This window comes from Sphingopyxis sp. sgz302558, from assembly GCF_057220455.1.
The window spans coordinates 1-21,692 of record NZ_JBXPUZ010000005.1; the positions used below are offsets into that span (position 1 = coordinate 1).

The following is a 21,692-nucleotide window of genomic DNA, read 5'->3' on the forward strand; positions in this document are numbered from 1 at the left end:
GGCTCGTCAATGGCGATACGCTGAGCGGTCTGTTGGCAATTTCCGCCACGACGACCAGCAATGTCGGCAGCTATGCGATCATGCAGGGGACGCTGACCGCCGGCGACAACTATGCCTTGAGCTACACCGGCGCGCAGTTGGCGGTGACACCACGCGGGTTGACGATTACCGCTGACCCGCTGAGCCGGATTTACGGCGATGCGAACCCTGATCTGACCTATCAGGTTGGTGGTTTGGGCCTGGTCAATGGCGATGGACTAACCGGGTTGCTGGCCAATTCTGCTACCACGATCAGCAATGTCGGCAGCTATGACATCACGCAAGGCTCGCTAAGCGCGGGCGGCAACTATGCGCTGACCTATGTCGGCAGTCAGCTGGTGGTTACGCCGCGCGGCCTGACGGTCACCGCTGATTCACTGGGCCGGACTTATGGCGATGCCAATCCACTGAGTGGTTCAGCGACCGGCGTGGGCCTGGTCAATGGGGATACGGTCGGCGCGGTGACGTTGTCGAGCGCGGCTGATGCGGCGAGCGCGGTCGGTCGCTATGACCTGCTGGCATCCAACGCGGTTGGCACAGGTCTTGGCAATTACATGATCAGCTATGCCAAAAATGCCGGCGGCCTGACGGTCACTTCGCGCGGCCTGACCATCACTGCCGATCCGCTGAGCCGCGTCTACGGCGATGCGAACCCTGCGCTGACCTACCAGGTTGGCGGTCTGGGCCTCGTCAATGGCGATCGGCTGACCGGGGCGCTGGCGACTGCCGCCACGACCGCCAGCAATGTTGGTGGTTACGACATTACGCAAGGCTCGCTGAGCGCCGGCAGCAATTACGCGCTGACCTATGTCGGCAACCAGCTGGCGATCACGCCACGCGGCCTGACCATTACGGCGGACCCGCTGAGCCGGATTTACGGCGAGGCTAATCCGGTGCTGACCTATCAGGTCGGTGGCGCGGGCCTCGTCAATAGCGATGGGCTGACCGGGGCGCTGGCCACCGCGGCCACGACGACCAGCAGTGTTGGTAGCTATGTAATCATGCAAGGCTCGCTGAGCGCGGGCGGCAATTACGCGCTGACCTATGTACCGGCCACATTAACCATCCTTCATAGAATCATGTTGCCACCGGTCCAATTTTCGTCAGTTTTCCTTAATCGAGGGATTGAAGTCGCAACCATACCCGAGCCCGGGAAATTGGAGAGGATGGCGTCTGATCAATACCAGTCGGCTATAGCTTTGCAGACTCCAGAGTTTCTGCCGGTGCGAGTATGTCGAAAGGACATTCCATGCCCGGACGACCATCTTGCCATGCGTCGCCGCCAAAACAACGCACGTGAGGCTGGAGCAGCGGCAGACGGCACAGCTGCCGAGAATTCAACGGCTCATTAACGGCTACGCATCAGGCCATCCACAAGGGCCCAACCTTGGAGCGCCACGGTCTGGAAATTGCGTGCCTGCTCAGATCCGCTGGGCTAATCTCACTGGGTACCCTTATGGGACGATCGGGCAAGCCAAGTTGCAAAAGAAGCTGTCATGCGCAACGCTAGGTTTATTTGGCGAGTTTCCGATATTGCGACGGCGATATCCCCTGGACCTTCGTAAAGGCCGCCGTAAAGTTTGACTGGCTGGAAAACCCAACTGCCAGTGCGATATCCGCTAGGGTCCACTCCGTATTGCGAAGCAGTCTCTTCGCCTCTGCAATTCGCAATTCAGAGATATAGCGCTGCGGGGAAATCTTGAACGATAACTTGAACAGGCGACTGAAAGTGCGCTCCGCTTTTTTGACGACAGCAGCCAAGCTGGATGTCCGGATCGGCTTGTCGAGATTGCGCTCTATATAGGCCAACAGTGCGTTTCGTTCGTGTTCGGTGAGGGCCTGTACGGATGAGAGAGCGCAACAACCCAGATCGAGACCACGCGAGCCACTGAAATTTGCCAGCGCAGTAACGATAAGCGCGTTGACCGTGTCGGCATCGAAGGGCTTCTGCAAGAAGCCGTTTGGCCGCACCGACGCCACCCGCGCGACCAAATCGCGGCTCACATCGCTGGTTAGGAAAGCGATCGCCACGTCGTGTTCCTCCCGCAATTCCATGGCGAGCGCTGCACCGTCCCGCGATTCTTTCAAATGAAGGTTGAGAATAGCAAGGTCGGGCGAATATTCGAGGACGGCAGCAATCGCATCGCTAAAATTGCTCACGCAAGCGACGACTTCGTGGCCAAGGCTCTCCAGCATCCTTGCCAGATCTTCAGCCACAGCCTGCTCATCTTCGACAATTAATACACTCGCCATCAAAAATGGACCTATTAAATATTTCAACTAATAAATCGGTCTCGTATTTCCATTCAGTTATTCAAAGAAAACATCTTTTAAATTTTGTAAAAGCAAATAAATTCAATAGATTAAAAGGATGAATGCTGGAAAATGTGTCGGCATTCTCGTGGTAAGCCGCGGCGTCTGGCGGACTTGTCGAGGAGAAAGAAAGGAACAGATGCCCGATCCGCTGCAAAAAGCTGCCAAGATTGTCGCCATGGATCTGAGACATTTGCATCTAGGCACGCACACCCAAGAGCGAATCGAAGACCTCGTGCGAGGAAACATATCCTCGAAGGAACTCGGAGCTGCGAGTTAAGGAGTAGCTCACGCCCCAAACCAAAGCCGCTCCCGCTCTAACGGCCGATGAGCGACCAACGCAACCGCTTTAGACTACTTCTTGATAATAGAAGAAAAAGGGGATATTACCATCAATCTATTGTTCTCTAAAGTGAAATTTACAATTTCATTCTTTCTAATTACCCGCATTCGCAATTCTTGTTAGAATAGAGACAAGCTCCGAATTGGACAATAGCTCAACCTATGGGACCCCTTGTGACGAAAAATTGATATATTTCCCGGAATAAAATTAATCTATCTACCCATCAGAAGCGTATAATCGGTCATTATAATTGATTTTGGACATATTGTTTTACTATCTTCTATATGTTTACATATTAGTGTCTGCTTGCTTAAATATTATATGGTCATCGGATTCACGATTGACTGACGTTTTGATATTTATAAATGGAAAATAATGTTCGATGTCTCCTTGCTTTATTTCATTTTATTTGATTCAGTCTCAAAGGCGCCGGCATAGGAAAACATTGGGGTGAATTTAGTCACCGACGTCATTCGGTCAGCCCGTAGGCTGGTGACGCTTGGTGCCTGCGCCAAGGACGGACGAATTATTGCTCTCGAAATCGCAAGCGAGGGTTCGATCATGGTCGAGGCCACTAGGAGCTGCCAGAGTTGCGTCGGCGGAGCGTTCGAGATCACGCTTAACGCAGATCATGCATGGTCGAGGCGCAGTTGCACACATCCGTTGAGCCGACCGGCGACGTTTGGCACGTCTGATTCGTTGGTGTTCAACCTCCCTGGCTTTTCGGAGCGATTGAAGCAGCACTGCATCAGATACGGGCTGCCGGCACCGCATCTGGCGCAAAGAGTCGGCGTAAGCCGCCCGGCAGCCAGGACCCGCGAGCATGCAAAATGCGCTCTCCAATCCTGCCACGGCGACGGCGTCAAATTCGCGCGTGAAGTTGAAGTTCAGAAGGTCAGTAACAATCAGGGCAGGCCGGACATCATCGCGCTCGCTGGGTCGTACCGCCGGCAGAGGGTGATCAGATTTCTTGCGGTAAAGCCAAACCCATGATCCAGCAGATCATCAAGCGGCGTCACCATCGTCTCGTCGATGGCCTCGAGACGCAGCGAATACTCCCATCTAGCGACCTGCAGATGGTCGGCCCATATATTTTGCTCGACCATATTGGCCCGGTCGATTTGGTTCCTGGCTTCCCGATTTCCTGCGACGTACCACCACATCCACATATCGGCCTCGCCTCACTCACCTATCTTTTCGATGGCGCCCTGACACACCGAGACAGCCTCGGCTCCGAACAGGCGATTCGGCCAGGCGAAGTCAACTGGATGATTGCGGGACGCGGAATAACCCATTCCGAACGCTTTGAACTTGCCCGTGCCACGGGTGCGCGTATCCATGGATTTCAGATATGGGCAGCTCTCCCGCAAGAAGCGGAGCAAGCCCCCCCTTCATTTTCCCATTATCCCGAAGCTGTTCTTCCGCGCTGGACCGAGCAGGGTCTTGCTGGCCATGTCATTGCAGGATCAATCGAAGGATTAACGGCGCCGAGCCAAACATATTCGCCTCAGTTCTGCGCTCGATGGACAATCGCGGAAGGTACCCATCGCTTAGTCCCCGCAGAATACTCAGAACGTGCCGCCTATTTGGTATCAGGCCTGTTGGAGATCGCTGGTAGGCGCGTCCATCCCGGTCAGATGGTTGTGTTTGAGAAAGGCAAAGACGCTGCAATTATCGCGCGTGCAGGATCCACCATAATTATCTTTGGAGGCGAACCGATCGGCGACCGGATCATATTTTGGAACTTTGTCTCCTCATCGAGAGAGCGCATTCAACAGGCAGTTGTAGACTGGCAGCAACAGCGCTTTAAGCCGCCAATCAATGAGGATCGCGGCTTTACATACCACCCTGCAGCGATCGAGAGTACGGCGGTCAGCCTATATAACATTGACCGGAAAAGAAGCATTTCACTCATAAGGGGCGAAAAGCATAGAAATATTTCTCAAAGTAAAATCTCCTTTAGAGCTAGTTTTTTTGTAATTTGCGTTTCTTCATTATTTCTTTGGATTACAATTATTGCCGTCATTCAGAGAATTATTTCATAACTTTCATTAGAAGAAAATGACCATCTCATCAGCTGATAGAAATATGCTTACTCTTGATGAATCCGCTGAACCTTCGAAGCGACGCCGAACGCAAAAGATAGACGCCCCGAGAAACGCTCGCCTTTGATGCGTTGATCTGACCATTCGCCTCTGCAGTAAGCAGAAGGCATGATGGCGGACCAGCTTGGGTTTTTTGGTCTGTCGGCAGCAACAAACGCGAGAGGCAGAGTGGTGATACACCGGCGCGCGCCACCTGATCGCGCTGCACCGATGAAGGTGACAGCCATGAGGCCAAGCTGGTCAGATTCCGCGAACTGGCGCATTTTCTTTGGTGCCTTGCTGGAGGCGCGTTGCACCTCGCCGGCGTCTGACCGACCATGAAGTTGCGGTATTGCGCTGGATCGGGAACCACCGATTGGCGGCGCGCACCATTCTTGCGAAGCGAGAAACACTGGATTGCTGTTCTCGGTTATTCCGCATTCGATCTCCTGGCATAGTTTGTGGGAACGCGCCGCCGTCAGCGGTCAATGGCTGGAGAAGCTGCAATGAACGATGTCTTCCTTATCGCTGGTGTCCGAACCCCCTTCCTCAAGGCCGGAACCGGCTTTGCCAACGAAACCCCGCTGACGCTGTCTGTCCCTGTGATGCAATGGATGGCTGAACAGGCGCGCCCCGATCTTGTGGTATGGGGGCAGGTCATCCCCAGCCTTACGCTCTCCAATATTGCCCGCGAGGCGGCGCTAGATGCCGGCCTAGATCCCACAATCCCCGCCTATTCGACCCAGCTTGCCTGCTCGACCAGCATGATGGGAGCGATCCAGGTCTCGGGAATCGTGGCGCGCGGCGGACTTGAACTGGCGCTGGTCGGCGGAGTCGAACAAATGAGCCGCTCCCCGATTGCGCTGGACGAGAGAGTCTCAGCACGGCTCGCGGCGCTCGCGGCAAGCGACCCTGCCGCGGCGATGCAGGCCTTCGGGGAACTCGGCATCTCGGACTTCGCGCTGCCCAAAAAGGGCTGGGCCAACCGCATTTCAGGCCGATCGATGGGCGATCATATGGAAGAAACCGCTAAATTCCTCGGCATTGCCCGGGAGGAACAGGACGCGCTGGCACTCGCCAGCCACCGCAATGCGACCGACGCATGGACCCGCGGTGTCTTTAGTCCGCAGGTAATCCCTCATGGCGGCGCGGGGCGTGATGGGCTGGTCCGCACCGAGAGTTCGCTTCAGGCACTAGCCGCGCTGAAGCCTGTATTCGATCCGACCGAGGGCACGATTACGGCGGGCAACGCTTCGCCTCTCACCGACGGCGCCGCAGGCTTGTGGGTTGCTTCGCAGGCTGGCCTTGCACGGCTGGGGAGCGCAGTCGCGGCCGTAAAGTTGGTCGATTTCGAACTTGGCGCTTTAGATTTTGCGGTTGACGGGATGCTGATGGCGCCTGCCTATGCGATCCCGCGCTTGCTCGCACGCCACGGACTGACGTTTGAGGACATTGCGGTCTGGGAAATCCACGAGGCTTTCGCGGCACAGGTGCTCGCCAATATCGCAGTCGCATCCGACCCCGCAAAGCGGGCCAAACACGCTCCGGGCATTGCTAATCTCGGCACCTTCCCGCGCGAGCGGCTCAACCTCTGGGGCGGCAGCCTTGCACTCGGCCATCCCTTTGCAGCGACCGGCGCACGGATCATCAGTCAGACGGCCTATCAGCTCACCAGGCACTCGCCTGGAACCCGCGCGCTGGTTTCGATCTGTGCCGATGGCGGCCAAGGCACAGTTTTGTTGCTGGAAGCGGTGTGAAGTCTCTAGCACGAATGGCGTGGCTGGGTGAAGGTGAAGCACTGCCGCAAGTTCTGGCGGCCACTTGTCGCCCTTGGCGTCACGGTCTTTCGGTGGGCCGATGCTGTCGCGTCCTTCGCTCGCCAAGGCCTCCGCCTTCCGGTCATTTTCCCGCTATCATCTGGTTGCGCGCCGCCGCGCTGTCCCAGGTCGGTTCTGAAGGACCGCGCCAAACGGCTTCTAAATCATGCAAGCTTTGCGAGTGCAGTTTTCGTCGCAGGCCGAGCCTCAATTCGATCTATCCATACCCTTGTGGCGGGAAAGTCAGCAAGATTGAGGCCGGCGTAATCTGCACACCGTGCCCAGCAAAAATGGGCGATGTCGGCTATCGAATAGCTTTCGCCATTCAGCCACTGTTGCTCGGACAGCCGCACTTCGAGGAGCTCCATATATCGCGACGCTTCCCCTTTGAACCTGGCCAACGCATAGGGGTCCGGCGACTTAAGGGATCGGAAGTGCCCTGCATTTCCCATCATCGGACCCAAGCCTGCCACCTGCAGGAACAGCCAACTCAGAGTTTGCGCCATGGCTTGCGGTGAATGGCCGTTCAAGCCGTCAAATGTCGCGGCCAAGTACAAAAGAATAGCCCCTGATTCGAATAGAGTTACCTCCTCCATGTCAGGCACTACATGCCGGATTGCGGGAATCTTGGCATTGGGATTGAGTTTCAAGAATGACTCAGTCTTTAGCTCTTGCGAACCCAGATTGACCCTTCGTAAAACATAGGGCTTCCCGAATTCCTCCAAGGCCAAGGGTATTTTGATACCGTTCGGCGTATTGGCAGTGAACAGCTCAATCATTGGTCATCGCTCCGCACAAGAATTTATATGATCCGCATCAACACTCCGGGGTCGACGTCGGCAAAGCCTCCGCGCAGAAATTCACCGATCACGTCCCGATCGGTTTGGTCCGGCACTTCATACAGTCTGTTCTGCGATTCTGAGTTAAGGCTCCGCGCAGGACTTATGCCGAAGAGACAAGCCAAAAGCTGGTTCATTGGGCGGCCGAAGCCATAATCGCCTTCGCCTCCTCTTCGACTGCTGCAAGTTCCGTAGCCTTCAACCCAAGGCGAAGCGCGCGCTTACGTGTCTGCCTGATCAGTTCAGCCTCACCCGATTTCAGGGCGCAGGCGAATGCGAGCACCACAGTTGTCTTCATTGCAAAGCTGCGCCCATCTAAGGCCGCGTCGATCTCCGCGCCGGTCATGCCAGATGACCGCGCTGCAAGCTCAAGATTGCTGAGCGTCTTGCCGCAACCGCAATCTCCCAAAAGGGCCAGCTTCAGTTGCGCACGCGCACGTTCCCGAAATTCTTCAGGCATGGTTAGCATCCTGCCATGCGGAAGCTCGCTCGCGCAGGAACAATCTGCGGGCGAGGCCGAAGGCAACGACGACAACCAAGTTCAGCACAGCGGCTGTCATCGAGCCGCCTGCAAAGGCAGCGTTGACGGTGAACTGCCAATTGAACAATCGGTCCGATATTGGCGCGCCCGGTAGAGAATGTCCGATCTTTGACATCTTGGTGTCCTCGCCGATGCCGCAGCGTCTGGCCGGCGGGACCGGCGCAGATCACTGCAGCAGTTTCATTTTCAGAAGTTGGCCGCCGGGCCGTCAGAAGTTGAAGCTGAGACCGACCAGGGTCTGGTGGCGATCATATTGACCACCGTTGTTGCCGAAGTCGCTGTAGCGATATTCGGCGCGTGCGGAGACGCGGTCCGTGATGGCATATTCAACGCCTCCACCTACCAGCCAGCCGTCGAGGCTATTGCTGTCACGGATCAGGCCTGCCGGTGTTACGATAGAGGTGCGCACCCGCTGGCTGGCATAGCCGCCACGAACGTAGACGAGCGCTTTTTCAGAGACGATGTAGCCTGCCCGCGCAGTCAGATCGAAGCTGTAGCGCGGATCAATGGTCAGCGCTCCACCGCCCGATACCGCTCTGGCGCGGTCATCTACAGTGCCGCTGAAGCCAGCCTCCGCGCCGATGACGAACTTGTCAGCAACCTTGTGATTGTAGCCGGCGTAACCGCCCAGCAGGAGCGAATCCCTGCTCGCTTCCGCGACAATGGGTTGCGAATTGATGCTGTCGCTGATTTCGCCGCGGTCCCAGCCTGCCTGTACACCGATATAAGGTCCGTTGTAGGTTTCGGCCTGCGCGGGGGCGGACGCTGCAGCGACGGTGATCCCAATCGCTGCAAGATAAACGAGGGCTTTCATCTTTATTCTCCAGTCTGCACCCCGTATTGCGGGGTCGGACTGGAGATAGGCCCGCACGAACCAGATGATAATCGACCATCAACGGAAGATATTATTCCGCTAAGCGATGCAATGCTAATTGATCAGTCTATTTGCGCGCAACCTTGCGGTTGCAAAATCGACAAAGGCCCGCACCTTTGCGGAAGCATTGCGCCCTTCCGGATGGACAACATGAATAGGCAACGGGCCTTCCTCAAAATCCTCAAGAACGATCTGCAAATTGCCTGCCAGCAGGTCGGGCCCGATTTGATAGGATAGGACACGCGTCAATCCCCAACCCGAGCGAGCAGCACCGATGGCCGATTCATTCGAATTGCAATATAGATTCGGCCGTACCTGTATGGCTGATTTTCTATCGGAACCAAATCGCCACTCCAGCGATGCCCCTGCGCTTGAAGCAGCAATGACGCGATGATTGCTCAGGTCTGTCGGAACCAGCGGCACCCCATTGCGTTCAAAATAGTCTGGGGCCCCACAGATCACGCGGCGCACTGATCCCACCCTGGTGGCGCTATAACTGGAATCAGGCAGCTGGCCGATACGAATGGCGACATCAATGCCTTCGTCCACCAAATTGGTTACCCGATCAAGGAACAACATACGACCGGTGACATCCGGGAACTCATCCAAGAACTCCGTGATGATGGGCATAATATAAATCTGTCCGAACAGCACAGAAGCGGTTACCGTAAGCATGCCGGTTGGCCGTGCATAGGAACCTGCGGCAGACGCCTCCGCTTCTTCAACGGCTGTCAGTATCTGCCGACAATCTTCCACATATCTTCGGCCCGCATCCGTCAATTTCACCGAACGGGTGGTCCTTGTCAGGAGTCTAGCACCAATGACTTCCTCGAGCGCAACAACGGCCCGGGTCACGGCAGGTGGACTGAGGTGCATCTGCCGCGCTGCCTCTGCAAAACCGCCCGTGTCCGCGATTTTGACGAATACCCGCATGGCATGGAAACGGTCCATCAGGTCGCCCCTTTCACTCTATTCCCCGACAATTTTCTAACATCTGCAGGCCTTGATACAAGCGAATAATTCCGCAATGTGAAACGCTGACTTCACCAAGATGCCAGTTCTTTCATATTACGAACTGAGACATTGCGCTCCTGCCGAATTTGACGGCGTCCATCTACGCAGGAGCCCATGATGAAACTCTTTTTCCACCCGATTTCCGGCCACGCGCACCGCGCAAGACTATTCCTCTCACTGATCGGCGCTGATGTCGAAATCGTCGAAGTCGACCTAGCCAAAGGCCAGCACAAGTCACCCGAGTATCTGGCAATGGACCGTTTTGGCCAAGTGCCGGTGCTTGATGACGAAGGCACGATAATCGGGGATTCCAACGCGATCCTCGTTTATGCTGCCAAGAAGTTCGGCCGCACTGACTGGCTGCCCGAAGACGCCGCTGGGGCGGCAAAGGTACAGCGCTGGCTGTCGGTTGCGGCTGGTCACATCGCATTTGGCCCGGCTGCCGCTCGGCTGATTACTATCTTCAACGCTGGCTTCAATGCCGACGAGGTCATCGCCCGCGCGCATTCCATTCTCAAATTGATTGAGGCCGAGCTGGACGGACGCGATTGGATTGCAGCCGATCGTCCGACCATCGCCGATGTCGCGCTCTACAGCTACATCGCACGGGCGCCCGAGGGCAACGTCGACCTAGCCGATTATGCCAATGTAAACGCCTGGCTTGCGCGGGTCGAGGGGCTGGACGGCTTCGTCGCATTTGGCGAGACTGCTGTCGGTTTGAACGCCTGATCATTGCCTCACGGGGTCGGCCAAGGGTCGGCCCCAACCAGGAGAGAATATGCGATGATGCCGCCGCCAGAGACTCAATCCCCTTCTCCGTTTCACCCTGGCGAAGTTGCGCTGCAAAAGTCGGTCGGCGTCGCCGAGCGCATGGAGATTTTCGGTCGCCGGGTCATTCGCGATTTCATGACCGACCAGCACCGCGACTTCTTCCAACAGCTCCCGTTCGCCGTGCTTGGCTCGGTCGACCAGGTGGGCGATGCCTGGGTCACCCTGGTCGCCGGGCTGCCAGGTTTTATGACAAGCCCGGATCCCACGCTTCTGGCGTTTACTTCGCCTATGAACCCCCAGGATCCGGCAACACGTCACATTGTCGATGGCAGCGCCGTTGGCTTGCTGGGGATTGAGCTGCACACGCGGCGGCGCAACCGGATGAATGGCATTTGGTGTAAGCAGGCCGGTGGCGGGTTTGCGGTGCAGGTTGAGCATAGCTTCGGCAACTGCCCGCAATATATTCAGTTGCGTGATTTCGCCTTTGTGCGCGAACCCGATAACTTCAGCGGCCTGCCGCAACCCGAGGTGTGCGGAATTGAAGATGAATGTGTGCGCGCCATGATCGAGGGCGCGGACACCTTTTTCGTATCCTCCTATCTGGACGATGCAGCAGGCCGCCATGTCGACGCCTCCCACCGCGGGGGAAAGCCGGGATTTGTTCGCATAAATTCGGATGGATCGCTGACCATCCCCGATTTTGCGGGCAATCTCCATTTCAACACGCTGGGCAATTTCCTGCTCAATCCAAAGGCTGGTCTGGCTTTTCCCGATTTTGAAACTGGTGACCTGCTGCAGCTCACTGGCGATGCTGAAGTGGTCCTCGTCTCGGACGAGATTTCTGCTTTCCAGGGTGCCGAACGGCTCTGGGTTTTTCACCCCCGCAAGATTATCCTGCGTCGGAACGCGCTGCCGTTACGGTTCCGATTTCAGAAAAGTGGCTGGTCGCCCAACAGCCTAATGACCGGTGATTGGGAGCAAGCGGCCAGCCGTTTAGCCGCCGAGCAGGTGCGCAGCAGCTGGCGTCCGTTCAGAATTACGCGGATTGTTGATGAAAGCAGCGTCATCCGGTCCTTTCATCTCGAACCTGCCGACGGTAAGGGGCTGCTTGTCCATCAAGCCGGCCAGCATCTGCCGATCAGGGTCCGGCCTGATCCCGCTGGCCAGCCAGTACAACGCACCTACACCCTGTCGGCCGCGCCATCGGACGGCCATTATCGCATCAGCGTCAAGCGGCAGGGGCTGGTATCGCAATTTCTGCACGATCGCCTTGCGGTTGGCGATATCATCGAAGCTCGCGCCCCTGCAGGAAGCTTTGTGATTGATCCGCTGGAGCAGCGCCCGGCTGTGCTGCTGGCGGCGGGGGTGGGCATCACCCCAATGCTTGCAATGTTACGCTCGATTGTCTTCGAGGGGTTGCGCAAACGACGCGTTCGCCCGACCTTTTTGTTTTTTGCCGCCAATACATTGGCCGAACGCGCGTTCGACGCAGAGATAGCCGCACTGGTGCAACAGGCTCAGGGCGCCGTGCGGGTGGTGCGCGTGCTCGCTGACGTAACAGAGGCCGAACCGGGCCGCGACTTCGACGCACAGGGCCTCATCGGGCTGGATCTGTTCCGGGCGGTGCTGCCATTCGATGCCTATGATTTCTACATGTGCGGCCCGCCGCCCTTCATGCAGACAATCTATGACCAGCTGCGCGATCTTGGCACGCTCGACGAACGCATTCATGCCGAGGCATTTGGACCGGCCTCGCTTAAGCGCCGCACAGCCACAGAATCGCCGCCGCTTGCTCCACCAGCGACCAAGCCAGTGCCGGTCGCCTTTATGAAATCGGGCAAAGAGGCCCGTTGGGAACCGGATTCAGGTTCACTGCTTGACTTGGCCGAAGCGCGGGGGCTGGCGCCCGACTTCAGCTGCCGAACGGGCAGTTGCGGCACCTGTGCCACGCGCATCCTGGCTGGCAAGGTAACCTATGCCGAGCCGCCGCAAGCGAAGGTTGCCCATGACCATGCCCTCATCTGCTGCGCAGTCCCAGCCGCAGCAGAGGCCGGGGGCGGCGACCGGCTGATCCTAGACATCTGATCACCAAGGGGAGATCTCATGACCAAAAGAGTTTTGTTGCTGCTCGCCGACGGGTTCGAGCCGCTGGAGGCAGCGGGCTTCACCGATGTATTCGGCTGGGCCGCAATTGACGGCAATGAGCCCGTCGAGCTGGTGTCCGCCGGTCTTGCCTCACCGCTCAAGGCGACTTTCGGTTTCTCAGTCATCCCGCACGCGCTGGTTGTGGACCTCAACCTCGACGATTTCGACGCGCTCGCCGTTCCCGGCGGTTTCGACGGCGCTGGATTTTACAACGATGCCTTGTCCGAGCCGTTTCTGGAAATCATTCGGCATTTCAGCGGTTGCGACAAGCCCGTCGCGTCGGTCTGCGTTGCTTCGATTGCGCTGGGCGCGGCAGGGGTTTTGCACGGGCGTCGCAGTACCACCTATCATCAGGTCGGCGGCAAACGCAAAGCGCAGCTAGAGGCGCATGGAGCCATTTTTGTCGATCAGGCCGTGATAGAGGACGGTCACCTAATCAGCTCGACCGGGCCAGGAACGGCGATAGAGGTCGCGCTACGCCTACTCGGCAACTTGACCAGCCAAGCCAATGCCGATCATGTTCGTCACCTCATGCGGATTCCTGCACCCGATCCGGCTTGGCTGTCGACACCTCAGGTGCCGCTCGTATGAGCAGCCGTCCGGTCGACATCGCCTTCACGCCCGCCGTGAAAGCTGCGCAGGTTCGGAAGCGATCCCGCCAAATTTATGAACGTATGGAGATGGGCAACAGCATTGACCGCAATCTTGCTTCGTTCATTGCCGATGTGCGTAGCTTTTACCTCGCCACCGCCAGCGCTGAGGGACAACCCTATGTCCAGCATCGGGGTGGCCCGCCGGGCTTTTTGCGGGTCATGTCCGAGCACGTTTTGGCGTTTGCCGACTACCGGGGGAACCGCCAATACATTTCCACAGGCAACCTCAGCGAAAACCCTCGCGCCTTCATTTTCCTCATGGATTACGCCCACCGCCAACGCGTGAAAATCTGGGGCAAGGCAAAGGTCATCGACAATGATGATATTCTCACGACCAGCCTGATGCCCGAAGGTTACCGCGCTCGCGCGGAGCAAGCGATTGTTTTCGAGGTAGAAGCCTGGGACGCCAATTGCCCGCAGCATATCCCGCAAATGATTTATGCCGAAGATTTGCGGGAAGCGCTTGCCGTACGCGATGCGAAAATAGCGGCGCTCGAACGCGAACTGGCTTTGTTCCGTCAACCGTAATAATCTTTTGCCTGAAATTGGTGTTCTTGGAGGGTCGTGGGGAGCCTAAAGCCTGTTTGTTATCAGCTGTTTCCAACCTCCCGCTGATAACGGGCAGGGTCGCTGCTTACCCCGGTCGCGATCCTGTGTTGGACCGGGCGGGGTCCTGCGCAATTCCGCTCCGCCCGGTCCAATTTTTCATTCAACTGTTAAGGTGTTTGCCATGTCCCGTCCGCCGCTGCCGCCATTCACGGAAGAAACCGCGCGCCAGAAGGTCCGCCTTGCCGAAGACGGCTGGAACAGCCGCGACGCGGCCAAAGTCGCGCTGGCATATACCGAAGACACGATCTGGCGGAACCGTGCGGAATTTCCGCGTGGCCGTGCCGAGGTGCAGGCCTTTCTCGAGCGCAAATGGTCCAAAGAGCTTGACTACCGTCTAATAAAGGAACTGTGGGCCTTCAGCGGCAATCGTATCGCCGTCCGCTATGCCTATGAATATCACGACGACAGCGGCAATTGGTTTCGTGCTTATGGCAACGAGAATTGGGAATTCGCTGCCAACGGATTGATGCATCGCCGGCATGCCAGCATCAACGAGCATCCGATCCGCGAGGATGAGCGCAAGTTTCGTTGGCAGCTTGGCCGGAGGCCTGATGATCATCCGGGCCTATCCGACCTCGGTCTTTAATCGCCGCGACTATTCGCAGTTTAGAGCCCAGACTTTCTGCGGCGAGGCAATGACGTCGATCATGTAGCTGTCTGGCGTTAGATTATTTGGCACAAATTGGGGCGTCGTTTGGGTTGGAACCGTTGTTTCTTCGTGCCAGAATTCACGAGATTGCGGACAATGTCGGTAGAACAAGATACCTCTGCGACAAAGTTCGGTCTGCCCCCCGATGGTCTACGTGACCATCACACATCCAGCTTACTGACGCGCCGCAATTCCGACCGCAGCCGTTCCTCGTCAAAGGCATGTTGGGCAAATTGTCCGCCGCGTTCGACCCAGAACAGGAACAGGTGCGCCGACCAGCGGTTGGGATTGGGCAAGGTCCGACCATGGCGCAGATCCATGCCGCGATACAGCACCGCATCGCCCGGCTCCATCGCCACTGCCGCGTACGGCTCATCGCCCCAATCGTCGAAACACGGTCCTTCGGCGGTCACGCGGCGCGACCCGACTTCCAGCGGCCACGGCTTGTCGTCCCCATACACCAGCGTCAACGACACGCTGTGCTCGCACGATGGACGGTCCGAATGCACCCTGCACACATCGTCCTGATGATAGATGCGGAAATAATCATAGCTGGGCAGCAGATCCGCGCCCGTCAGCTGACACATCACCGGCGTTAGCCCCCATAGAAATGTGGTCAGCGGGCGATAAAAATGGCCCGAAATATCGATGGTCGCCTGCTTCGACAATGGCTGCGCCTGGGCAAAGGTCTGAAACGATTTGCCTGCCGCCTTCAGATCGAGATCAATCTGTTTGAACAGGTTCATCGCTACCTCCGGCGGGATCAAACCCCGGATGGTCGCATAGCCGTCTTTTTGATAGTCGCCTTCGATTCGCATGCCGCCCCATAACCTACATTGCGGCAGCATCGAAACCCGCCCTAGCGGACGCCATCTAGTGACGCGAAATAACGCTCCATCGCCTGCGTCGACTTGTCCGACAGGCCAATGAAAATCCGGCGCCCGTCGCGCGGGTCGGCGTGCCGTTCGAACAGGCCAGTATCGGTCATTGTCTTGATCCAGCGCAGCGCCGTGGTCGCAGGCACAGCAGCGGCGATGCACAAACTCGACACCGCAACCGACCGTCCCTCCAATCGTGCGGCGTAAAGGTCAAGCAGCATATCCCATGCCGGATCGGCAAACAGGTCAGCCGGGAAGAATTGCTCGCGCATTCGCCGCTGGCGCAGCAACCGCCGCACCGGGGCAGAGGGCCCCTCGCCCGGCTGAGGGCGCGTATGCGGCGCCAGATCTGCTTCGGAGCGATAATGCCGGGTCGTATCGCGCATCACCGGCGAAAAGCTGACTGGACCGCTCATTGGACGGTGGGGCGAAAAACCCTCAGCAAGCTGCGAATAGCCAAAAGGTCGGTCGGCCAGCGCGCCGAGCAGTGCGCTGATCCGGGCCACCTCGTCCTGCAACCGGTCGATGCGCTCTAGCGCATCGTCGCGCGCGCGGTCGGCAACGTGGGGACGGCGCGCTGCACCGGCAATCGCAATCGCCATTGCCCGCTCCACCGGCGTGGGTGATGACAAAAACTGCGCCGTGGGATCATCGGCGAAGGCGGCATAGGCCGAATCGAGTGCATCGCCCTGCGCTTCGACCACCAGTGCCGCGCCCAGCGCTGCCACACCTGAGCGCAAAACTGTTGCCGCCTTCTGGGCCAGCGGCGCATCCAGCCTCACCCAGATCAAGTCCAGCCTGCCCTGCTGCTCAAGGCGATCCCTGACTGATCCCAGCGCCACTCGGCCAGCAACACGCAGCGGCAACTCGCCGCAATCCAGCTCTGCGCCATCACCAACAAGCAAGGCCACTGGCGGCTCCAGATGCGCGTCAACCGCGAAGGCCGCCGCGTCTCCATCACCGACAATTTGTGAAATGGGCCGATACATTGGACGCACCTCCTGCGCTGTTCGGCACCGGAATGCCGCCATGCCTGATTGAACGCCACGGCTGATGAGTCCGGTTTTGGCGTCATTTTGTTCCTGTTCTGGTCATTATCAGTCGAACAAAGCAAAAACAACATCCGATTTGGACTATTATTGTTGTGGCTTGTGCCGCATCCTGCGCTGCGGCACCGGCATATCGTGCCCGAACCCCGCTACGCCCGCCACATTTGGCTCACGCGCCTGCGCGCCCTTCGCTGGACGCTAATCCTGTTCGCAATCTTGGCGGCACTCTGGCTGGTTCAGCGCCCACCCTTGCAAGAAGGCCGCATGGTTTTCGCCAGCGACGGCGACAGCTTCGCGATTCGGATCAATGGCGAAGTGCGCCAGATTCGCCTGCTCGGAATCGACGCGCCGGAACTGGTGCAGGACTGTCAGGATGCGAGCGGCCAGCCATGGCGGTGTGGCAGCCATGCGCGCGATGCCCTGACCACGCTGGCCCCACGCAGCGCTACCATCTCCTGTCGCAGCGAGGGCAAGGACCGCTTCGGCCGCGAATTGGCGCGGTGCACGCTGGCCGATGGACGCGATTTGGCGGACCAATTGGTGCGCGGCGGCTGGGCGCTTGCCACCGGCGAGGATTATCTGGTCGAACAGGAACTGGCCCGCGCGCAAAAGCGAGGCCTATGGCAAGGCAATTTCCTCACCCCTGCCGAATGGCGAGCGGCGAATCCGCACAAGTAGTCGCTATTCGCCTGCCATCTTCAGCAACAGTTTCCACTCCGTCGGCTTCACTCGCCCGACCGACAGACGCCCCAGCCGGATCAGATCCATGTCCGCCAGCTTCGGTTCAGCCTTGATGTCCGCCAGCGTCACCTCGCGCGGCAACGGACGCAGCGGCGCGACCCGCACCACCACCCAGGGCGACCCCTCGTCCGCCGTCGGGTCGGGCCAGGCAGTCTCGGTAATCGTCATCACCCCCACGCACGCTTTGCCGATGTTGCTGTGGTAGAACAGCGCCTCGTCACCCACGCGCATCGCCTTCAGGTTCAGCTTGGCCGTATGGTTGCGCACCCCGTCCCAGATGCCGGTGCCGTCGCGCACCAGATCGTCCCAGCTGTACACATCGGGTTCGGACTTCATCAGCCAATATTGCTTGCTCATACCGCGCGGCATAGCGGGCGAAGCGCGCGTGCGAAAGCGGGGTCTTTTCGTGGCAGCCGCAAAGGACTAGATGGACGGCATGACCACATCAGCCCTCGCCGCCGCGCCCACCGACCCCGCCCAAGTCCCCATGATCTCGCTTAACCAAAGCGACGCGGATTTCGCCGCCGCCTTCGGCGCCTCCTTCGAACGCTTCGGCTTTGCGATGGTGTGCGATCATGACATCGATATGGGCCTCATCCACGCCGCCTGGCGGAAATCGGCGGAATTTTTCGCGCTGCCCGAGCAGGTCAAACGCAAATATCAAATCCCCGGCATCGGCGGCGCGCGCGGCTATACCCCGTTCGGCACCGAAATTGCCAAAGGTGCCACGGAGGTTGACCTCAAGGAGTTCTGGCACGTCGGTCGCGATCTGCCGCAGGGCCATGTGCTCGCCGCGCAACAACCCAACAACGTCTGGCCGTCTGAAGTCGACAGCTTTCGCAGCACCTTCGAAACCCTCTACGCCGAATTCGACCGCCTCGGCGCACGGCTGCTGAGCGGTATCGCCCGCTATTTGGGCCTCGCCCCCGACTGGTTCGACACGACCATTCAGGACGGCAACAGCGTGATGCGCCTACTCCACTATCCGCCCGTCACTGGCCCGGCAAAGGGCATCCGCGCCGAAGCCCATGAAGACATCAACACCATCACGCTGCTGCTCGGCGCTGAAGAGGCCGGCCTCGAAATCCTCGATAAAGATGGCAGCTGGCTCCCCGTTGCCCCGCCGCCGGGCGCGCTCGCGGTCAATGTCGGCGACATGCTGCAACGCCTGACCAACCACAAACTCCCCTCGACCACCCACCGCGTCCGCAACCCCGACGCGGGCCGGGCAAGCGTCGCGCGCTATTCGATGCCCTTCTTCCTTCACTTCCGTTCGGACTATCTGATTGAGACGCTGCCCGGCTGCGTCGATGCCGACCACCCCGATCGCTACCCGGTACCGATAACGGCGGATGATTACTTGCAGCAGCGTCTGAGAGAGATTGGGTTGGTGAAGTAGCGAGGGACCGATGCAGCGGCGGCACATATTGTTGGGACTTGGAGCAGCAATATCTGCATCCGCATGGTTTTCGTTTAAGGGTGTCGCAATGCAATCCGACCCAAGCAATCTTCCCGAAGGTCATCCTGAAAGGGTCGCGGATTTGCTGCAGAAAATGCGAGCCGCGTTTCCTTTTGAATACGTCACGGTAAAGGGTGCAGAAACAGGAACGGCATGGGCTAAAATGCGTCAATCGACCGATACGGTGCCCGTCGTCATCGGTAACGACGAAAGCCTCGACGCTTTGGCCGAGCAATATAGCCTGGATAATATCGATCTTTTCGCTAACGGAGACGCGGCGGCAAAGGCCAGAATGGCGGCCATCACGCCTCCAACCAGAACTCTGTCTGAAATTTTAACATCCAGCGAGAGTATAAGTTTTCCTGAAGGTCTTCGCCGATGGGAGGGGGCCTACACTGAAGAAGATTTGACAGCTCCAGTAGGCAAATGGCCAGCTGATGTTGGTCAAAACCTGTTATCACCCGAATTCATTGCCGCCTATGATCTGTTGTCCGGACGCGTGTTCGATCAGGTTCACATCCTAAAGGTACCGGCCTCCAATAGCTGGGAAGTGCCAGCTCACTTGCGATGGGGAGGTTGGAATGCTTGCCCGCCGCCTGAATATCATGTGGCAGCGCTTAAAGAATGGAACGAGCGCTTTGGTGCCGAACTGGTTGGGATCAACCGTGATACCATAGAGCTGTGGGTTGAGAGTCCGCCACCAGATCGAGCCACTGCGTTGCAGGTTGCTAAGGACATATACCGATATTGCCCCGACTCCGTTGATCAAGGAACTGACACCATTGCTGCTCTTGCGGGCACAATGGTCATGCAAAAAAGCTGGACCTTTTGGTGGGACTAACTCGTCACCGACCTTCCCAAAACGCAAACACCCCCTCCTGCTGCTCCCTGATAAACCGCGCCGCCTGCGCCCCCTCCCACGGCCCGTCATAGCCCAGCAATAGCGCAGTCCCGCCGACCCACCACCCCTGCCCCGGCAGCCGGTCGCTCTCGCGCACTACCAGCACGGCGAGGTCGGGTTCGCCATCCGCTGCACACAATTCGTCGACCCGCATCAGCGTCCGGCAAATCGCGCGCATCTTGGGCCGGGTGAAGCGGAACCCCAGTTCGCCCAGCAATTCGGAATAGCTCACGCTGCGCCCCTCGCGCGCCGCCTGCGTCAGGATCGCGCGAATCCTTGGCGCATCGCCCAGCGCCGACACATCGGCAGGGGACGGCGTATCGGCATCGAGGCCGCCATCAATCGCCACGAACAATTCCTGTTCTCCGACGAAAGCAGGAGTTCAGGATGGACATCACGGCCTGTACCGCCCTTGACTCCGGCTTTCGCAGGAGAACAGTTGCACAGCCCTTCAACCCCGCTTCGGCGGCCACGGAAAAAACCCCGACGTCCGCTCGATATAATCCAGATAATCGGGCCGCGACCGCTTCAGCCCCTTTTCCAACAGCGCCTTCCCCGACCAGCGGGTCAGCGTGAAGGTCAAAAACACCGGCCCGATCAACCCCGCCAGCGCCACCCACAGCCCCGCATCGGCAGCAATCATCCAGATACCCCACCAGGTCGCGGCATCGCCGAAATAATTGGGATGCCGCGTATAGCGCCATAGGCCCGTATCCAGCACCCGTCCCTTATTTGCCGGATCGGCACGAAAGGCTTTGAGCTGCGCATCGCCCACCGTCTCGAAAACAATCCCGATCAGCGCCACCAGCGCGCCCAGAATCGCAAGAAAGCCCAGCGGCAGCCCGCCATCCTGTGCTGACGCGAAAATCCCCAACTGCGCTGGCAGACATGTGATGAACAGCAATGGCATTTGCAGCAGGAACACCACCTGCAACGCCGTGCGTTCCCAGCTCCAGCCGTTCTTTTCCATCGGGCCGCCGATGATTTTCTTGTAGCGCGGGTCCTCGCCATGCGCGCGCCAGCGGGCCCACAAATGCCAGCTCAGCCGCAATCCCCACAATGTCGTGAGCCCCAATATCAGCGCGCCGCGCTGGCCGTAATCGCTGACCTGCAACGCTGTCCCCCACGCCAGCAGCACCATGCCGAATGCCCAGAAAGCATCGATAAAACTCGCATCGCGGATTGCACAGGCATAGCGCCAGAGCAGCATGATCACCGCGAGCAGGCCGACAAGGTTGATAGCGAGCAGGATCAGGACGTCAGTAATCATGCTGCCAAATCGCTCCGCCGATCTTCCTCGCTGCCGACAATCTCCTCAATCGACGTCACCGCGCGCTCAGGGATTTTAGGAATGCAACTGCGGTACACCGCCAGCACCTTTTCCATATCGGCGCGAAAATCGCCTGTGGGCCAGATCATCGGCCCCAGCCCGCCGGTCTTTCGCCCATAATCCATCATACCAACTACCATCGGCACTTTGGCAGCGAGCGCAATTTGGTAAAAGCCCGTCTTCCACCGCTTCACCTTACCCCGCGTCCCCTCGGGCGCGACCGTCAGGATAAACTCCTTGCGGCGGGTGAACTCGTCCACCATCGCCTGCACATAATTTTGCGAGGATTTGCGGTCGATCGGAATGCCGCCCATCTGCCGCATGAACCCTGCCATCGGCCAGCGGAAGAGCGACAATTTGCCCATGAAATATGGGCGGATGCCCAGGTCGCTAGTTAACCCTAGAAAATTGGGAAAATCCCAATTGCTGGTGTGCGGCGCGGCGATCAACACAAACTTGCGCGGCTCGGGCACGGTCCCGACCACGGTCCACTTTCCCCAGCGATAGGGGCGCGTAAGCACCCAGCGCACAAAGCGTGCCAGCAGCCCCGGCTGGTCATCGGCAAAATCGGTCAACTCTCTCTCCCTGCGCGCAGAGCTAACGGGCGCAACAAGCTTTGCCAAGCGGCATCGCCCTTGCTATC

At 58.4% G+C, this 21,692-nt stretch carries 24 protein-coding genes; 11 read left to right on the top strand and 13 right to left on the bottom strand.

What is annotated here, in order from left to right:
- Positions 1-1,391, top strand: a 1,391-nt coding sequence (locus AC2TC0_RS14365; protein WP_484718173.1) for an MBG domain-containing protein, incomplete at its 5' end; no start/stop codon positions are given.
- Between the two features lie 160 nt (positions 1,392-1,551).
- Here the strand turns inward: AC2TC0_RS14365 and AC2TC0_RS14370 are convergent.
- Positions 1,552-2,292, bottom strand: coding sequence for a helix-turn-helix domain-containing protein (locus AC2TC0_RS14370; protein ID WP_484718174.1), 741 nt, complete (start codon positions 2,290-2,292; stop codon positions 1,552-1,554).
- A gap of 1,392 nt (positions 2,293-3,684) precedes the next feature.
- On the opposite strand from AC2TC0_RS14370, the gene AC2TC0_RS14375 reads away from it, so the two are divergent.
- Positions 3,685-4,740, top strand: a complete 1,056-nt coding sequence (locus AC2TC0_RS14375; protein WP_484718175.1) for a pirin family protein — start codon at positions 3,685-3,687, stop codon at positions 4,738-4,740.
- Between the two features lie 47 nt (positions 4,741-4,787).
- On the opposite strand, the gene AC2TC0_RS14380 is transcribed toward AC2TC0_RS14375, so the two are convergent.
- A complete protein-coding gene (locus AC2TC0_RS14380) occupies positions 4,788-5,063 on the bottom strand; it encodes a hypothetical protein (protein ID WP_484718176.1) in 276 nt (91 codons plus the stop codon).
- 222 nt (positions 5,064-5,285) lie between these two features.
- Here AC2TC0_RS14380 and AC2TC0_RS14385 point away from each other — a divergent pair, with 222 nt between their 5' ends.
- Positions 5,286-6,536, top strand: coding sequence for a thiolase family protein (locus AC2TC0_RS14385; RefSeq protein ID WP_484718177.1), 1,251 nt, complete (start codon positions 5,286-5,288; stop codon positions 6,534-6,536).
- A 224-nt stretch (positions 6,537-6,760) separates the two neighbouring features.
- On the opposite strand, the gene AC2TC0_RS14390 is transcribed toward AC2TC0_RS14385, so the two are convergent.
- The 5 genes from AC2TC0_RS14390 to AC2TC0_RS14410 form a co-directional block, all read right to left on the bottom strand.
- The gene (locus AC2TC0_RS14390) at positions 6,761-7,375 is read right to left on the bottom strand and encodes a glutathione S-transferase family protein (RefSeq protein WP_484718178.1); all 615 of its coding nucleotides are present in this window, start codon (positions 7,373-7,375) and stop codon (positions 6,761-6,763) included.
- Between the two features lie 193 nt (positions 7,376-7,568).
- Entirely contained in the window at positions 7,569-7,895 is a 327-nt protein-coding gene (locus tag AC2TC0_RS14395) for a hypothetical protein (RefSeq protein WP_484718179.1), read from the bottom strand.
- The gene (locus AC2TC0_RS14400) at positions 7,888-8,091 is read right to left on the bottom strand and encodes a hypothetical protein (RefSeq protein WP_484718180.1); all 204 of its coding nucleotides are present in this window, start codon (positions 8,089-8,091) and stop codon (positions 7,888-7,890) included. The genes AC2TC0_RS14395 and AC2TC0_RS14400 overlap by 8 nt, the downstream gene beginning before the upstream one ends.
- A 93-nt stretch (positions 8,092-8,184) precedes the next feature.
- The gene (locus AC2TC0_RS14405; protein WP_484718181.1) at positions 8,185-8,790 is read right to left on the bottom strand and encodes an outer membrane protein; all 606 of its coding nucleotides are present in this window, start codon (positions 8,788-8,790) and stop codon (positions 8,185-8,187) included.
- A gap of 114 nt (positions 8,791-8,904) precedes the next feature.
- The gene (locus AC2TC0_RS14410) at positions 8,905-9,801 is read right to left on the bottom strand and encodes a LysR family transcriptional regulator (RefSeq protein ID WP_484718182.1); all 897 of its coding nucleotides are present in this window, start codon (positions 9,799-9,801) and stop codon (positions 8,905-8,907) included.
- A gap of 180 nt (positions 9,802-9,981) precedes the next feature.
- On the opposite strand from AC2TC0_RS14410, the gene AC2TC0_RS14415 reads away from it, so the two are divergent.
- The 5 genes from AC2TC0_RS14415 to AC2TC0_RS14435 all read left to right on the top strand — a co-directional run bounded on the left by AC2TC0_RS14415 (position 9,982) and on the right by AC2TC0_RS14435 (position 14,628).
- A complete protein-coding gene (locus tag AC2TC0_RS14415; protein WP_484718183.1) occupies positions 9,982-10,593 on the top strand; it encodes a glutathione S-transferase family protein in 612 nt (203 codons plus the stop codon).
- A 54-nt stretch (positions 10,594-10,647) separates the two neighbouring features.
- On the top strand, positions 10,648-12,720 hold the full coding sequence (locus AC2TC0_RS14420; RefSeq protein WP_484718184.1) for a 2Fe-2S iron-sulfur cluster-binding protein: 2,073 nt from the start codon (positions 10,648-10,650) through the stop codon (positions 12,718-12,720).
- An 18-nt stretch (positions 12,721-12,738) separates the two neighbouring features.
- Positions 12,739-13,371: a DJ-1/PfpI family protein gene (locus AC2TC0_RS14425; RefSeq protein WP_484718185.1), complete on the top strand. Its 633-nt coding sequence runs from the start codon at positions 12,739-12,741 to the stop codon at positions 13,369-13,371.
- The gene (locus AC2TC0_RS14430; RefSeq protein WP_484718186.1) at positions 13,338-13,961 is read left to right on the top strand and encodes a pyridoxamine 5'-phosphate oxidase family protein; all 624 of its coding nucleotides are present in this window, start codon (positions 13,338-13,340) and stop codon (positions 13,959-13,961) included. The genes AC2TC0_RS14425 and AC2TC0_RS14430 overlap by 34 nt, the downstream gene beginning before the upstream one ends.
- A gap of 202 nt (positions 13,962-14,163) precedes the next feature.
- Positions 14,164-14,628: a nuclear transport factor 2 family protein gene (locus AC2TC0_RS14435; RefSeq protein WP_484718187.1), complete on the top strand. Its 465-nt coding sequence runs from the start codon at positions 14,164-14,166 to the stop codon at positions 14,626-14,628.
- A gap of 224 nt (positions 14,629-14,852) precedes the next feature.
- Here the strand turns inward: AC2TC0_RS14435 and AC2TC0_RS14440 are convergent, their stop codons facing one another.
- A complete protein-coding gene (locus AC2TC0_RS14440; RefSeq protein ID WP_484718188.1) occupies positions 14,853-15,509 on the bottom strand; it encodes a hypothetical protein in 657 nt (218 codons plus the stop codon).
- A 41-nt stretch (positions 15,510-15,550) separates the two neighbouring features.
- Positions 15,551-16,558 (bottom strand): MarR family transcriptional regulator, encoded by a 1,008-nt coding sequence (locus AC2TC0_RS14445; RefSeq protein WP_484718189.1) that lies wholly within the window; start codon positions 16,556-16,558, stop codon positions 15,551-15,553.
- Positions 16,559-16,753: 195 nt separating this feature from the next.
- Here AC2TC0_RS14445 and AC2TC0_RS14450 point away from each other — a divergent pair, with 195 nt between their 5' ends.
- Positions 16,754-17,296: a thermonuclease family protein gene (locus AC2TC0_RS14450; protein ID WP_484718190.1), complete on the top strand. Its 543-nt coding sequence runs from the start codon at positions 16,754-16,756 to the stop codon at positions 17,294-17,296.
- Between the two features lie 3 nt (positions 17,297-17,299).
- Here AC2TC0_RS14450 and AC2TC0_RS14455 read toward each other — a convergent pair whose 3' ends face one another.
- Complete coding sequence (locus AC2TC0_RS14455) at positions 17,300-17,716, bottom strand: EVE domain-containing protein (RefSeq protein ID WP_484718191.1); 417 nt, start codon at positions 17,714-17,716, stop codon at positions 17,300-17,302.
- A gap of 79 nt (positions 17,717-17,795) precedes the next feature.
- Here AC2TC0_RS14455 and AC2TC0_RS14460 point away from each other — a divergent pair, with 79 nt between their 5' ends.
- Both AC2TC0_RS14460 and AC2TC0_RS14465 read left to right on the top strand, forming a co-directional pair.
- Positions 17,796-18,758, top strand: coding sequence for an isopenicillin N synthase family dioxygenase (locus tag AC2TC0_RS14460; RefSeq protein ID WP_484718192.1), 963 nt, complete (start codon positions 17,796-17,798; stop codon positions 18,756-18,758).
- Positions 18,759-18,846: 88 nt separating this feature from the next.
- On the top strand, positions 18,847-19,659 hold the full coding sequence (locus tag AC2TC0_RS14465; RefSeq protein ID WP_484718193.1) for a DUF4253 domain-containing protein: 813 nt from the start codon (positions 18,847-18,849) through the stop codon (positions 19,657-19,659).
- 4 nt (positions 19,660-19,663) lie between these two features.
- On the opposite strand, the gene AC2TC0_RS14470 is transcribed toward AC2TC0_RS14465, so the two are convergent.
- From AC2TC0_RS14470 to AC2TC0_RS14480, 3 genes are all read right to left on the bottom strand, one after another.
- On the bottom strand, positions 19,664-20,068 hold the full coding sequence (locus AC2TC0_RS14470; RefSeq protein ID WP_484718194.1) for a ribose-phosphate pyrophosphokinase: 405 nt from the start codon (positions 20,066-20,068) through the stop codon (positions 19,664-19,666).
- 102 nt (positions 20,069-20,170) lie between these two features.
- Positions 20,171-20,989, bottom strand: coding sequence for a DUF1295 domain-containing protein (locus AC2TC0_RS14475; RefSeq protein ID WP_484718195.1), 819 nt, complete (start codon positions 20,987-20,989; stop codon positions 20,171-20,173).
- Positions 20,986-21,624, bottom strand: coding sequence for a lysophospholipid acyltransferase family protein (locus AC2TC0_RS14480; protein WP_484718196.1), 639 nt, complete (start codon positions 21,622-21,624; stop codon positions 20,986-20,988). Before AC2TC0_RS14480 ends, AC2TC0_RS14475 begins: the two co-directional genes overlap by 4 nt.
- Between the last annotated feature and the right edge of the window lie 68 nt (positions 21,625-21,692).

What these genes read in the sequence shown, in the direction of transcription:
- AC2TC0_RS14370 (WP_484718174.1), bottom strand. Translation starts at nt 2,292, where the DNA reads ATGGCGAGTGTATTAATTGTCGAAGATGAGCAGGCTGTGGCTGAAGAT.
- AC2TC0_RS14375 (WP_484718175.1), top strand. Translation starts at nt 3,685, where the DNA reads ATGATCCAGCAGATCATCAAGCGGCGTCACCATCGTCTCGTCGATGGC.
- AC2TC0_RS14380 (WP_484718176.1), bottom strand. Translation starts at nt 5,063, where the DNA reads ATGCGCCAGTTCGCGGAATCTGACCAGCTTGGCCTCATGGCTGTCACC.
- AC2TC0_RS14385 (WP_484718177.1), top strand. Translation starts at nt 5,286, where the DNA reads ATGAACGATGTCTTCCTTATCGCTGGTGTCCGAACCCCCTTCCTCAAG.
- AC2TC0_RS14390 (WP_484718178.1), bottom strand. Translation starts at nt 7,375, where the DNA reads ATGATTGAGCTGTTCACTGCCAATACGCCGAACGGTATCAAAATACCC.
- AC2TC0_RS14395 (WP_484718179.1), bottom strand. Translation starts at nt 7,895, where the DNA reads ATGCCTGAAGAATTTCGGGAACGTGCGCGTGCGCAACTGAAGCTGGCC.
- AC2TC0_RS14400 (WP_484718180.1), bottom strand. Translation starts at nt 8,091, where the DNA reads ATGTCAAAGATCGGACATTCTCTACCGGGCGCGCCAATATCGGACCGA.
- AC2TC0_RS14405 (WP_484718181.1), bottom strand. Translation starts at nt 8,790, where the DNA reads ATGAAAGCCCTCGTTTATCTTGCAGCGATTGGGATCACCGTCGCTGCA.
- AC2TC0_RS14410 (WP_484718182.1), bottom strand. Translation starts at nt 9,801, where the DNA reads ATGGACCGTTTCCATGCCATGCGGGTATTCGTCAAAATCGCGGACACG.
- AC2TC0_RS14415 (WP_484718183.1), top strand. Translation starts at nt 9,982, where the DNA reads ATGAAACTCTTTTTCCACCCGATTTCCGGCCACGCGCACCGCGCAAGA.
- AC2TC0_RS14420 (WP_484718184.1), top strand. Translation starts at nt 10,648, where the DNA reads ATGATGCCGCCGCCAGAGACTCAATCCCCTTCTCCGTTTCACCCTGGC.
- AC2TC0_RS14425 (WP_484718185.1), top strand. Translation starts at nt 12,739, where the DNA reads ATGACCAAAAGAGTTTTGTTGCTGCTCGCCGACGGGTTCGAGCCGCTG.
- AC2TC0_RS14435 (WP_484718187.1), top strand. Translation starts at nt 14,164, where the DNA reads ATGTCCCGTCCGCCGCTGCCGCCATTCACGGAAGAAACCGCGCGCCAG.
- AC2TC0_RS14440 (WP_484718188.1), bottom strand. Translation starts at nt 15,509, where the DNA reads ATGCGAATCGAAGGCGACTATCAAAAAGACGGCTATGCGACCATCCGG.
- AC2TC0_RS14445 (WP_484718189.1), bottom strand. Translation starts at nt 16,558, where the DNA reads ATGTATCGGCCCATTTCACAAATTGTCGGTGATGGAGACGCGGCGGCC.
- AC2TC0_RS14455 (WP_484718191.1), bottom strand. Translation starts at nt 17,716, where the DNA reads ATGAGCAAGCAATATTGGCTGATGAAGTCCGAACCCGATGTGTACAGC.
- AC2TC0_RS14460 (WP_484718192.1), top strand. Translation starts at nt 17,796, where the DNA reads ATGACCACATCAGCCCTCGCCGCCGCGCCCACCGACCCCGCCCAAGTC.
- AC2TC0_RS14465 (WP_484718193.1), top strand. Translation starts at nt 18,847, where the DNA reads ATGCAATCCGACCCAAGCAATCTTCCCGAAGGTCATCCTGAAAGGGTC.
- AC2TC0_RS14475 (WP_484718195.1), bottom strand. Translation starts at nt 20,989, where the DNA reads ATGATTACTGACGTCCTGATCCTGCTCGCTATCAACCTTGTCGGCCTG.